Here is a 12,112-nt window from a genome sequence, read left to right as displayed (position 1 = left end):
CGATGATCTCTTTCGTCAACAGCGTGCACAACACCCCGGACTACAGTTTCACCGACGAGTCCGAGACCGCGCTCGGCGCGTTCCTGGTCGGGGACGTCCAGACCGCCGGCGACTGGCTGCTCGACATGCTGGCCAGGGTCGACGACGTGCGGGCCGGCCGCAGCCGCGAGGAGGACTGGTCGGGCAACTCGTGGGCCGCGCAGGTCAGGCCGGACGGCCTGCACCTCTTCGACATCATGTCCGACGACTGGGAAGGCCACTACGCGGCGGCCGACGCGATCGAAGTGATGCTGCGGTACTGGGCGTTCCTCGCCGACCATTCGAGCAGCGGCTGGAAGCAGCGCGAACTCACCAAATGGGAGGAGAGGCACGCCCGTCCCCACCCCCTCCGCTCCGCCCTCTGACCGCCCGGCCCAGGGTCAGCGGGTCATGGAGGTCTCGCGTTCCACGTGGGACAGCTTCTCGGGGTTGCGCACGTGGTAGAGGCCGGCGACGCGGCCGTTCTCCACCTGTACCGCCACCACGCCGTCGATCTCCCCGTCGACCCGGACGAGCAGCCCGGGGGCGCCGTTGAGCTCGGCTGGTTCGAGCACCCTTTCCGCGTCGCGCCTCCACCAGCCGGCGGCCAGCAGGCGGGCGACGTCGCCGACCCCCACGATGGGCCGGAGGAGGGCGTGCTTGACGCCGCCGCCGTCGTTCAGGGCGACGACGTCCGGCGCGAGGATGTCGAGCAGGCTCTGGAGCTCGCCGGTCTCGACGGCCCGCTGGAACGCCTGAAGGGCGGCTCGCGTCTCGGCCGGGGTGGCGGTGCCACGGGGTCGGCGCGCGGCGACGTGCGACCGCGCCCGGTAGGCGAGCTGGCGGACCGCGGCCGGGCTCTTGCCGACGGCTTCGGCGATCTCGTCGTAGTCCAGATCGAAGACCTCGCGCAGCACGAACACGGCCCGTTCGGTCGGCTGGAGCGTCTCCAGCACCAGCAGCATCGCCATGGAGACGCTGTCGGCGAGTTCGGCGTCCTCGGCGACGTCCGGCGCGGTCAGCAGCGGCTCGGGCAGCCAAGGCCCGACGTAGGACTCCTTGCGCCGCCTGAGCGCGCGCAGCCGGTCCAGGGCCTGGCGGGTGACGATCCGCACCAGGTAGGCACGCTCCTCCCGCACGGTGGCCCGATCGACGCCCACCCAGCGCAGCCAGGTCTCCTGCAGGACGTCCTCGGCGTCGGTCGCTGAACCGAGCATCTCGTAGGCGACCGTGAACAGCAGGCTGCGGTGTGCGACGAACGCCTCGGTGGCGGACTCCATCGGGTCGGCGTCGGCGAGCGGCTCGGCGGTGTCCACAGTGCGTTCGCTCATGCCCGGCTCCTGCCCGTCGGTTCCCAGTCCTGCTCCATGCACTAGACGACGGTCAGCGCCGTCGCGTAACACGCCCTTGGCGATGACCTAGGTCACATGACCGGTGCTGTTACGGGGGCCGGGGGGCCGTCGTCTCGTGTTCGTCAGGACGCCGCGCCTGACGGGCTCGCGGCGCCCCTTCCAGGAAAGGCAGCAACCATGAGCAGCAGCAAGTTCGCCGTGGCAGGAGCGACCGGACGACTGGGACGCCACGTCGTCGACGTCCTCACCGAACGGGGTCACCAGGTCGTGCCGATGGCACGGGCCACCGGTGTGGACGTCATCACCGGCGAGGGCCTGGCCGAGGCGCTCGCCGGGACCGACGCCATCATCGACGTCGCGTCGTGGCACGCCTCCGAGGAGGAGGCGGCGACCGAGTTCTTCCGGACGTCGGCGCGCAACCTGCACGAGGCCGGCCAGGCGGCAGGGGTCACGCACATCACCGTGGCGTCCATCATCGGCATCGACAAGACCACCGCGGGCTTCGGCGCCGCCAAGAAGGTGCACGAGGAGCTGCACCTGTCCGGGCTCCTCCCCGCCCGCATCCTGCGTGCCGCGCAGTTCCACGAGTTCGTCGGACAGCTCATGGACTGGCAGCAAGGCGACGTCGCCTACATCCCGAACTGGCCCAGCCGGCTCGTCGCGGCCCGCACCGTGGCCGAGGCGCTGGTCGACCTGGCCACCGACCCCGATGGGCCCGCTCCCGGAACGCCGATCCCCGAGATCGCCGGGCCCCGCGAGGAGATCGTCTCCGAGGCGGCCGCACTCCTCGGCGCCCGCCGGGGCGTGAAGGTCGTCGGCGTCGCCGATCCCGGCCTGCCCGACGCCGAGTACGCCGCCGCCGGCGGCCTGCTGCCGGGCCCGCACGCCCGGCTCGCCGGCCCCACCTTCGAGGAGTGGCTCGAAGCCCGGTCCCGACCCGGCACGCCTCCGGCCGGGCTGCGGATTCGTGACCGGTCGGCGGCGGAAAGTTCGGATACCGAAATGTGATCATCGGGCTTTCCGGACGCGCCAACCGGTTGTGGATCTTGGGCGTCTCCTGATCGTTTCCTGAACGTCAGCGGAGAGGCCCTTCCTTGCGCCGTACGCCGTCCTTCCTGGCCGCCACCGCCCTCGCGGCGTCGGCGCTCCTCGTCCCGGCCGCCGCCCGCGCGGACGCCATCGGAGTGAAGGTGACCACAGGCTTCGACGTCCTGGATCCGGCCCGCGTGGCCACCTTCGAGGTCGCCGCGACCTCGGCGACCGGAGTCACCGGTGTCCGCGCGAACGTGCACTACTGGTCCCCCGGCGCGGAACCGTACGCCGCGCTCGAGTTCACGCGGGCCGAGGGGACGGACAACGCCGGCGTCTGGCGGGCCGAACTGCGGCCCGACGTCCAGAGCCGTCCGGGCCCCAATTACGTCGAGGTGCTCGTCACCACGGCGGACGGAGCCACGGTCAGGAAGATGACCTCGTTCGACGACTGCTACCGGACGACCATCGACGACTTCACGAGCTCGCCCGCCGTCATCGACATCGATCACTCGGATGTGGCGCTGAGCGGCCGGGTCATGGTCCAGAAGAGCCGCGACACCGCGCCGGAGCCGGTTGCGGGCGTCCGGGTCGTCGGGCCGGCGACGAACCCGGAGGCGACGACGGACCAGGACGGCCGGTACGTCCAGCGGTTCACCGGCACGCCCCGGCCGGGGAGCTACGTCCAGCGGCAGGGACGGTTGTGCGCCGTGAGCGCATCCGCGAACCCGACGGTGAACCTGCAGGCCATGGAGATCACCGCGCAGGTGACGCCGTCCGCGCCGATGACCGCCCAGGGGGACGTGGTGGTGAAGGGAAAGGTCGTGCGGCACGGAGCCGCCGGCACGGTCCCCGTCGCCGGTGTCCCGGTGTGGGTGGAGGTGCCGAGCGACCTGCTGTACTTCGACCCGCCCGGTGCCGTGTCGACCGGGCCGGACGGGACGTTCCAGATCACCTTCAAAGCGGGATGGACCGTCGGGAAGTCCGGCAAGCTCACGGTGCGCGCCTCCGACCGCAGCGGCTTCCTCACCGAGGGCAAGGCGGAGCTGGGTCCGTTCACCATCGGCGACGCCACGCGGATCACGGACTTCACCGCGGGGCGGCATCCGCTGCCTTACGGCGACCCGATCGAGGCGTCCGGACGGCTGACGCTGCTCCCGAACTCCAACGGGATCACGAACCTGCCGGTGGATCTCGAGTTCTCCCGGGACGGCAAGAAGTGGAGCCTGTTCCAGCGAGAACTGCAGTACCCGGGGACCTTCTTCTTCTCGCCGAACAAGCTTCCGAAGGAGGACGGATACTGGCGGGCCAGGTACGCGGGCAGCACGCTCGTCGGCCCGGCCGTCAGCGACGCCGTCTACGTCGACATCAAGTACCGGACGCAGATCTACAACTTCAACGCCTCCCCTGAGCCGGTGAAGAAGGGCAAGACCATCACGGTGAAGGGCCTGCTGTACCGCTTCATGGACAAGGCGGGTCCCGGTCCGAACGCCCCGGTGTCGATCTACTTCAAGCCGTCGGGCTCGACGAAGTGGTCTCAGGTGGCGGTCGTGAAGACGGCGTCCAACGGCTGGTTCAGCAAGAACTTCAAGGCGTCCAAGGACGGCACGTGGATGGCCTCCTACAACGGCAGCGCGAACTACATCGCCTCCAACAAGCCCAGCGACTACGTGGACGTCCGATGAGCCGCCGCGGAAAGGCCGCCAAGGCGTGTCTGGCGGCCGCCGCCCTGACGGCGGCGGGTGTCGTCGCTCCGGCGGCCGCCCACGCGGAGATCCATGACGCCCAGCTGACGTCGGCCTTCGACCGGCTGTCGCACGACCGGGTGGCGACCTTCACGCTCAAGGCGAAGTCGTCGGACGGGATCGTCGCCGTCGAGGGCGCAGTGCGGAATCCGGCCGACGCCGCGCCCTATGCGGCGCTGTCGTTCACGCTCGTCGACGGCACGGACAAGGACGGTACCTGGCAGGCCACGCTCCAGACGGACGTGGAGCACCATCCGGGCGCGAACGTCGTCCAAGCGACCGTCCGGTCCGCCGATGGCTCCACGTTGCGCCCGGCCGCCGCGTTCGTCGACTGCTATCTGACGTCCGTCACCGACGTCGAGTACGCGCCGAAGACCATCGACACCGAGCACCCGGACGTGACCTACCAAGGGCGCGTCATGGTGCAGAAGTACCGCGACGAACCGCTCGAACCCGCTGAGGGGGCGACGGTGAAGGCGGGGAACGGCAGTGCCCGCACCGGAGCGGACGGGGGGTTCGCCTTCACCGCCACGGATCCGTCGATGTCGGTGGCGGTCGCACGGCAAGGGGCCTTGTGCGGTACCACGGAGTCGACCCCGCTGACGGTCGTGAAGCAGGCGACCGAGACGACGGCGCAACTGGTGTCGGTGCGGCCTACGCGCGATGGGGCCGATATCACGGTCCACGGCAGGGTCATGCGGCGCGGCTCCGCCGGACTCGTGCCCGTCAGCGGCCTTTCGCTCACGGTCGACTACCAGCAGGACGCTTCGGGTGCGGCCGCCGCGCCGGCGGTGAGCGGCGATCGGTGGCCGACGACGGGGGCCGACGGGACGTTCGACGCCTCGTTCTCGGTGACCCGCTCGGGCCGGTTGGTGATCGAGACGCCTGGGACGTTCTTCCTGACCGGCGGGTCCGTCGATCTCGGGACGGTGGACCTGTCCAGGACCGCGCGGATCTCGGGCCTCACCTACGCGACGCGGCCGCTCGCGTACCGCGGCTCGTTGGAGGTGACCGGAACGCTCGTCGGCGACTTGGGCCCGATCGCCGGTGCCCCGGTGTTCCTGGAGTTCTCCACCGACCGCAAGACGTGGACGCGTGCGACGTACAGCACGGGGACGACGGCGGCGGGCGGTTTCGACCTCTTCACCTCCGACGAGCGCACGGAGCGTGACGGCTATTGGCGGGTCCGGTATCCGGGGGACGCGCTGTACAAGCCGCTCGTCACCACTCCGACCTTCATCGATGTCCGCTACGCGACGTCCATTGCCGGGTTCAACGCTTCTCCTGAGCCGGTGAAGAAGGGGAAGAGCATCACGGTCAAGGGGCAGTTGTTCCGGTACATGGACAAGAAGCTGCCGGGACCGAACGCCCCGGTGTCGATCTACTTCCAGGCCAAGGGCTCGTCGAAGTGGACGCAGATGGCCGTGGTGAAGACGGCGTCCAACGGCTGGTTCAGCAAGACGTTCAAGGCGTCCCAGGACGGCACCTGGATGGCCTCTTACAACGGCAGCGCGAACTACCTCGCCTCCGACAAGCCCACCGACTACGTGGACGTGCAATGAGAATTCGGGTGCGCCGGTTGCTGGCGCTTTTCACGGGACTGGTGACGGTCGCGGCGCTCGCCGTCGCTCCGTCCGCCGAGGCGGCGGACTACCCGAACATCCGGTCCGTCAAGATCCTGACGCCGGGGGCGACCACGCAGATCGAGGTCGCGGCGGCCTCCGGTAGCGACATCACGAAGGTGCGGGCCGTCCTGCGGCCGCTGGGCGGCGGGCCCGAGACCGTTCCGGTGGACGACTTCGAGCTGGTCGGCGGCACGGCCACGGACGGAGTCTGGCGGACGAGCCGGCCGGTGACGGTGGCGCAGGGCCGCTGGACGGTGGACGTCGAGCTGACGAACGCCGCCATGACGCGGAACCTGCCCGGGCGGGCCGTGATCGACAACGGGCTGGAAACCGCACTCGCCGACGTGGAGGTCACGCCCGCGACGGTGGACGTGGACCACCCGAACGTGTCCTTCAGCGCCCGGCTGCTCGCCCGGAACGCCGACGGCACGCAGACGCCGGTCGAAGGCGCCCGGCTCTCCGTGGACCAGCCGAACGGCCAGAGCGTCACCGCGGTCACCGGCGCCGATGGGCGCGCTCAGGGGACAGCCGTCTTCGCCCATTCGGGTGATGTCGTCGTGTCGTACTACGGCGACTTCCTGCACCGGCCGGTGCGGAGCGCGGCCGTGCGGGTCTCCCGGCAGCAGTTGAAGACCCGCATCAGCCTGGTGGTCAAGGGCCGGCTCATCGTGGGCGACACGGTGACGATCACCGGGAAGCTCGAGCGGCAGGACCGCGCGGGGGCGTGGGCGCCGCTGGCGGGCAAGCAGGTCGACCTGCAGTTCGACAAGGCGGTCGGCGGCGACTGGCACACGATCGCCTCGCCGAAGACGGATGCGAACGGTGTCTACAGCGTCCCCGTCCTGGTCACCGATGACGGCGCCTGGGACGCCTCCTTCGCCAATGACGTGAACCTGCCGGACGACTACCAGAGCTACGACATGTCGTCCGCCGGCACGAACGTCATGCCGGTCTACTACCGGACGTCCATCAGCGGGTTCGACGCCGGTCCGGAGCCGGTCGGCAGGGGCGACACGGTGACGGCGACGGGCCGGGTCCTCCGCAAGATGGCCGACGGCCGGTGGGACGGGGCACAGGGCGGCGTGGTGCATCTGCAGTTCTCCACCGACAAGAAGAAGTGGAGCGACGTCGCGGCGCGGTCCATGGACATCGACGGCCGTTTCGCCGTTCCGGCGCGCGCGTCGCGCGACGGGTACTGGCGGGCCGTCGTGCGCGACGAGGGCTACTCCTCGCTGGCGTCCACCGGCCCCGCCGACTATGTGGACGTCCGGTACCGGACGAAGATCCTCGACTTCACCGCGAGCCCGGAGCCGGTCGTCAAGGGCCGCACTGTCACGATCGTGGGGTCCCTCTACCGGGAGACCACCAAGTGGACGACGTTCGGCAAGCAGAAGGTGTCGTTCTACTTCCTGCCCAAGGGGTCTTCCAAGTGGACCTATCTGGGCGCCACCACGACGGACGGCCTGGGCCGCTTCCGGAAGGGGTTCAAGGCGTCCAAGGACGGTACGTGGCGCGCCTACTACGGCGGTTCGTCCGCCTACGTGAAGACCTACAGGGACGACTACGTGGACGTGCGGTAAGGACGCTGACAAGTCCGCCGGTTACGGGGGCGTAGGTTGGCGTACGCTGCCTCCGTGGTCGACTTTGATCTTTACGAGCGCGAGCTGTGGGCCGGGCGGGCTCCGGCGTACGAGCGGGGATTCGCCCGGATGACGCGGTACATGGTCGGGCCGCTGCTCGACGCGGCGGGCGTCGCGGCGGGGACCCGGGTGCTCGAGGTCGGCACGGGCCCGGGCTTCGTCGCGGCGGAGGCGGTGCGGCGCGGCGCGGAGGTGTCGGCGCTGGACGCCGAGCCGGGCATGGCGGAGACGGCGCGGCGGAACGTGCCGGGGCTGGACGTCCAGGTGGCGGTGCTGCCGGAGGTGCCGTTCCCGGACGGGACGTTCGACGCGGCCGTCGGCAACTTCGTCATCAACCACGTCGGCGCGCCGGACGCGGCGCTCGCCGAGCTGCGGCGGGTGCTGCGGCCGGAGGGGCGGCTGGCGCTGAGCTGCTGGGTGATGCCGGGCGTCGGCGCGCTCGCGGTCGTCCGGGAGGCGATGGACGCGGCCGGGGTGCCGTGGCCGGACGACATCCCGCCGTCGCCGTTCGTCGAGTACGGCGAGGCGATGGCGTTCCAGCGGCTGGTGACGGAGGCGGGGTTCGCGGACGTGGCGGTCGAGGAGGTGACCTGGGAGCACGTCGTCGACCCCGAGGAGTGGTGGGAGACGGGCGCGCTGTCCAGGGTCGGCAGCAACGGCGTCGCGATCAGCCGGCAGGACGCGGCGACGGTCGCGCGGATCAAGGCGGAGTACGACCGGATCGTCGCGGGCTACGCGCTGCCGGACGGCGCCGACGGCGGGTCCGTGGCGCTGCCCGCGCACGCGCTGCTGGCGAGCGCGCGCCGCTGACCAGACCGCCGCCGGCGGGCATCGGCCGCGGGCGGACGGCGACCGGACCGGACCGCGATACTCGCGCGCGCCGGAGGGCCCGGGGCCGGTAGCCTCGGGTCTGTGATTGACCTGCGAGCTCTTCGAGAGGATCCCGAGCGGCTGCGCGCCTCGCAGCGCGCCCGCGGTGAGGATGACGCCGTCGTCGACCGGCTGCTGGACCTGGACGAGAGGCGGCGCTCCGCGCTGACCTCGTTCGAGCAGCTGCGCGCCGAGCAGAAGAGTTTCGGCAAGTCGGTGTCCCGGGCGCAGGGCGACGAGCGGCAGGCGCTGCTGGCCCGCGCGAAGGAGCTGGCGCAGCAGGTCAAGGACCGCGAGGCGGAGGCCGACCGGCTCGGCGAGGAGCTGGACGCCGCGCTGAAGGGCGTGCCGAACCTGATCGAGGAGGGCGCCCCGCCCGGCGGCGAGCAGGACTTCGTGGTCCTGGAGCACGTCGGCGAGCCGACCGCGTTCGACTTCGCGCCGAAGGACCACCTGGAGCTGGGCGAGAGCCTCGGCGCGATCGACATGGAGCGCGGCGCGAAGGTGTCGGGCGCCCGGTTCTACTACCTGACCGGGGTCGGCGCGCGGCTGCAGTACGCGCTGCTGAACCTGGCGATGGAACAGGCGGTCGCGAGCGGGTTCGTGCCGATGTACCCGCCGGTGCTGGTGAAGCCGGAGGCGATGGAGGGCACCGGCTTCCTCGGCGCGCACGCGGCGGAGGTGTACCAGCTCCCGCAGGACGAGCTGTACCTGGTCGGGACGTCGGAGGTGCCGCTCGCCGCGTACCACATGAACGAGATCATCGACGAGCTGCCGCGGCGGTACGTGGCGTGGTCGTCGTGCTTCCGCCGCGAGGCCGGCTCGTACGGCAAGGACACGCGCGGCATCATCCGGGTCCACCAGTTCGACAAGGTGGAGATGTTCTCCTACTGCGACCCGGCGGACGCGCACGCCGAGCACCTGCGGCTCCTGGAGTGGGAGAAGGAGATGCTCGCGAAGGTCGAGATCCCGTACCGGGTGATCGACGTGGCGGCGGGCGACCTCGGCGCGAGCGCGGCGCGCAAGTACGACTGCGAGGCGTGGGTGCCGACGCAGAACACCTACCGCGAGGTGACGTCGACGTCGAACTGCACCGACTTCCAGGCGCGGCGCCTGTCGGTGCGGCACAAGGACGCCGACGGGAAGAACCAGCCCGTCGCGACGCTGAACGGGACGCTGGCGACGACGCGCTGGATGGTCGCGATCCTGGAGAACCACCAGCAGGCGGACGGTTCGGTGCGCGTCCCGGAGGCGCTGCAGAAGTTCCTGGGCCTGGAGGTCCTGGAGCCCGTCAAGCGCTGAACGACCGGAGCGAGAGGGCCCGCCCGCCTGCCGGACGGGCCCTTCCCGTTACCGCAGGAGCCGCTTCCGGAGTGCGGCCCGCGTGGCGGCGTCGATGCCGAGGCCCTTGGCGACGAACGCGTCGAACGTCCCGTAGTCCCGCGCGATCTGGTCGAACGCGGTGTCCAGGTAGGCGGCGCGGACGGTCAGGAACGGCTCGACGAGGGCCGGGTCGATGCCGATCTTCTTCAGCTCGGCGAGCTCGGCGGCGTTCTGGTCGGCGAGCTCCTGGTTGGAGCGCAGGTAGTCGGCGTACACCTGGGCCTTGGGGACGCCGAGGACGGTGAGCAGGATCGCGGTCATGACGCCGGTGCGGTCCTTGCCCTCGGTGCAGTGGTAGAGGACGGGGCCCTCGCCGGACGCGATGCGGGTCAGCGCGGCGGCGAACTGCTTGCGGGAGTCGGCGTCATGGACGAACCCGCGGTACGACAGCGCCATGAACTCGCCGGGCTTGTCCTGCGCGAGGATCGCCTTGAGCAGGTCGGGGACCATCGTCAGCAGCGTCGGCGAGAACGCGTTGATGTTCGCGGCGACGGGCGCTACCCCGGCGGGCAGCCGGTCGGCGCCCGACATGCCGACTTCGAGCGGCGAGCGGAAGTCGACGGAGGCCGTGAGCCCGAGCCGCTGGAGCTGCGCGACGCCGGTCGCGGTGACCTTGCTGAGCGACGCGGACCGGTAGACGAGGCCGTAGCGGACGTGCTGGCCGTCCCGTGCCGTGTAGCCGCCGACGTCGCGGACGTTGACGGCGCCGTCCACCGCGATGTCGCGGACGGTGGAGGCGGTCCGAGCGGCGACCGGGGGCGCGGCGGACGCGGGGGCCGGGGCGGCGGACGCGGGGGCCGGGAGGGCGAAGGGGGCCAGCGCGACGGCGCCCGCGAGCGCGGCCGACACCAGGCGGGGGGTTCGGGGGGGCATCTGCTGCCTTCCGCACGCGGGGGGAGGGAACGTGAAGAAGATTCGGGTGGACCCACACCCTAGGCGCGCGGCGGACGGGGCGGAAGGGGGGCGACCGGGCGGAAGGGGGCGACCGGGCGGATATCCCGTCGGACCCGTCGCCTATGGTGTGTCCGAGCCGACCTGGAAGGTGACATGACCGAACCTGCGCCGCGCGTGATCGCCACCGACCTCGACGGCACGATCGTGCGCTCCGACGGGACCATCTCCGCCCGCACCGTCGCCGCCCTCGAGCGCGTCGAGCGCGCGGGCGCGATGCTCGTCATGGTCACCGGCCGGCCCCCGCGCTGGATGACGGAGATCGCCGCCGCCGTCCGGCACCGCGGCCTCGCCATCTGCGCGAACGGAGCCCTCGTCTACGACCTGCACTCCGAGACCGTGGTGCACGCCCGGCAGATCCCGCCGGACGTGCTCGCCGAGGCCATCGGGCGGCTGCGCGGCGTCTCGCCCGGCTTCCGGTTCGCCGTCGAGTACCCGACCGGTTTCGTGTTCGAGACCAGCTACGACCTGTCGCGCTGGGACGCCGAGGCGCTCGGCGGCCGGCCCGTCGACGGCGCCGAGCTGGTCGCCAGCCCCGGCACCAAGCTGCTCGCCTTCCACCCCGACGCCGACCCCGACGAGCTGGCCGCGCGGGCCGAGAAGGCCGTCGGCGACCTCGTCACGGTCACCCACTCGTCCGGGCGGGGGCTGCTGGAGATCAGCGCGCACGGCGTCACCAAGGCCAGCGCCCTCGCCGCCCTGTGCGCCGAGCACGGCATCGGCCCCGCCGACGTCACCGCGTTCGGCGACATGCCCAACGACCTGCCGATGCTCGCCTGGGCGGGCACGTCGTACGCGGTCGCGAACGCGCACCCGCTGGTCCTCGCCGCGGTCACGCACAGGACGTCCCGCAACGACGACGACGGCGTGGCGCAGATCCTGGAGCGCCTGTTCCCGTGACGACGGCCGCACCCGTCGCACCGGGCGCGGCCGTCGTTCCGACGTCCTACAGGTAGGGGCCGGACGAGCGAGGACCCCGCTCCTCCTGCTGCTGCTCCACGCCCTGCGGCATCATGCCCGCGGGCAGTGCCCGGCGCATCTGCTCCAGCTGCGCGCGCGCCGCCATCTGCTGCGCGAACAGCGTCGTCTGGATCCCGTGGAACAGCCCCTCCAGCCAGCCGACCAGCTGCGCCTGCGCGATCCGCAGCTCGCCCTCGCTCGGCACGGACTCGTCGGCGAACGGCAGCGACAGCCGCTCCAGCTCCTCGACCAGCTCCGGGGCCAGGCCGTCCTCGAGCTCCTTGATGGACGACTTGTGGATCTCCCGCAGCCGGGCCCGGCTCGCCTCGTCCAGCGGGGCGGCCTTGACCTCGTCCAGCAGCTGGCGGATCATCCCGCCGATCCGCATGACCTTCGCGGGCTGCTCGACCATCTCGGTGATCGACTTGCCCTCGTGCTCGCCGCCCTCGCCCGCGCCCTCCATGGCGATGCCGTTCGGCCCGACCACGAGCACGTGCGGTTCCTGTTCCGACTGGTTCTTCGAAGGCTCGCTCATATCT

The 12,112-nt window shown here is 71.3% G+C and carries 11 protein-coding genes; 8 read left to right on the top strand and 3 right to left on the bottom strand.

Annotated features, from left to right (window positions below):
* Positions 1-2 precede the first annotated feature (2 nt).
* A complete protein-coding gene (locus amrb99_RS01695) occupies positions 3-404 on the top strand; it encodes a hypothetical protein (protein WP_190851183.1) in 402 nt (133 codons plus the stop codon).
* 15 nt (positions 405-419) lie between these two features.
* Here the strand turns inward: amrb99_RS01695 and amrb99_RS01690 are convergent, their stop codons facing one another.
* On the bottom strand, positions 420-1,349 hold the full coding sequence (locus tag amrb99_RS01690; RefSeq protein WP_190851180.1) for an RNA polymerase sigma-70 factor: 930 nt from the start codon (positions 1,347-1,349) through the stop codon (positions 420-422).
* A 198-nt stretch (positions 1,350-1,547) separates the two neighbouring features.
* Between amrb99_RS01690 and amrb99_RS01685 the strand changes: the two genes are divergently transcribed.
* The 6 genes from amrb99_RS01685 (at position 1,548) to serS (ending at position 9,581) form a co-directional block, all read left to right on the top strand.
* On the top strand, positions 1,548-2,378 hold the full coding sequence (locus amrb99_RS01685; RefSeq protein WP_190851178.1) for an NAD(P)H-binding protein: 831 nt from the start codon (positions 1,548-1,550) through the stop codon (positions 2,376-2,378).
* An 86-nt stretch (positions 2,379-2,464) separates the two neighbouring features.
* Positions 2,465-4,084 (top strand): hypothetical protein, encoded by a 1,620-nt coding sequence (locus tag amrb99_RS01680; protein WP_190851176.1) that lies wholly within the window; start codon positions 2,465-2,467, stop codon positions 4,082-4,084.
* The gene (locus amrb99_RS01675; protein ID WP_190851174.1) at positions 4,081-5,706 is read left to right on the top strand and encodes a hypothetical protein; all 1,626 of its coding nucleotides are present in this window, start codon (positions 4,081-4,083) and stop codon (positions 5,704-5,706) included. Before amrb99_RS01680 ends, amrb99_RS01675 begins: the two co-directional genes overlap by 4 nt.
* Before the next feature lie 8 nt (positions 5,707-5,714).
* Positions 5,715-7,349: a hypothetical protein gene (locus amrb99_RS01670; RefSeq protein ID WP_190851172.1), complete on the top strand. Its 1,635-nt coding sequence runs from the start codon at positions 5,715-5,717 to the stop codon at positions 7,347-7,349.
* Positions 7,350-7,403: 54 nt separating this feature from the next.
* A complete protein-coding gene (locus tag amrb99_RS01665; RefSeq protein ID WP_206699740.1) occupies positions 7,404-8,219 on the top strand; it encodes a class I SAM-dependent methyltransferase in 816 nt (271 codons plus the stop codon).
* A 102-nt stretch (positions 8,220-8,321) separates the two neighbouring features.
* Positions 8,322-9,581 (top strand): serine--tRNA ligase, encoded by a 1,260-nt coding sequence (gene serS / locus amrb99_RS01660; RefSeq protein ID WP_190851170.1) that lies wholly within the window; start codon positions 8,322-8,324, stop codon positions 9,579-9,581.
* A gap of 48 nt (positions 9,582-9,629) precedes the next feature.
* Here the strand turns inward: serS and amrb99_RS01655 are convergent, their stop codons facing one another.
* Positions 9,630-10,535, bottom strand: a complete 906-nt coding sequence (locus amrb99_RS01655) for a tyrosine-protein phosphatase (protein WP_190851168.1) — start codon at positions 10,533-10,535, stop codon at positions 9,630-9,632.
* Between the two features lie 174 nt (positions 10,536-10,709).
* On the opposite strand from amrb99_RS01655, the gene amrb99_RS01650 reads away from it, so the two are divergent.
* A complete protein-coding gene (locus amrb99_RS01650; protein ID WP_190851166.1) occupies positions 10,710-11,513 on the top strand; it encodes an HAD family hydrolase in 804 nt (267 codons plus the stop codon).
* 46 nt (positions 11,514-11,559) lie between these two features.
* On the opposite strand, the gene amrb99_RS01645 is transcribed toward amrb99_RS01650, so the two are convergent.
* Positions 11,560-12,108, bottom strand: a complete 549-nt coding sequence (locus amrb99_RS01645; RefSeq protein ID WP_190851163.1) for a bacterial proteasome activator family protein — start codon at positions 12,106-12,108, stop codon at positions 11,560-11,562.
* Positions 12,109-12,112 lie beyond the last annotated feature (4 nt).

This window comes from Actinomadura sp. RB99 (genome assembly GCF_014706005.1).
Lineage (GTDB): Bacteria > Actinomycetota > Actinomycetes > Streptosporangiales > Streptosporangiaceae > Spirillospora.
The sequence above is the reverse complement of the archived record's forward strand: the minus strand, read 5'-3'. Positions and strand labels throughout refer to the sequence as shown.

What these genes read in the sequence shown, in the direction of transcription:
- amrb99_RS01695 (WP_190851183.1), top strand. Translation starts at nt 3, where the DNA reads ATGATCTCTTTCGTCAACAGCGTGCACAACACCCCGGACTACAGTTTC.
- amrb99_RS01690 (WP_190851180.1), bottom strand. Translation starts at nt 1,349, where the DNA reads ATGAGCGAACGCACTGTGGACACCGCCGAGCCGCTCGCCGACGCCGAC.
- amrb99_RS01685 (WP_190851178.1), top strand. Translation starts at nt 1,548, where the DNA reads ATGAGCAGCAGCAAGTTCGCCGTGGCAGGAGCGACCGGACGACTGGGA.
- amrb99_RS01675 (WP_190851174.1), top strand. Translation starts at nt 4,081, where the DNA reads ATGAGCCGCCGCGGAAAGGCCGCCAAGGCGTGTCTGGCGGCCGCCGCC.
- amrb99_RS01655 (WP_190851168.1), bottom strand. Translation starts at nt 10,535, where the DNA reads ATGCCCCCCCGAACCCCCCGCCTGGTGTCGGCCGCGCTCGCGGGCGCC.
- amrb99_RS01650 (WP_190851166.1), top strand. Translation starts at nt 10,710, where the DNA reads ATGACCGAACCTGCGCCGCGCGTGATCGCCACCGACCTCGACGGCACG.
- amrb99_RS01645 (WP_190851163.1), bottom strand. Translation starts at nt 12,108, where the DNA reads ATGAGCGAGCCTTCGAAGAACCAGTCGGAACAGGAACCGCACGTGCTC.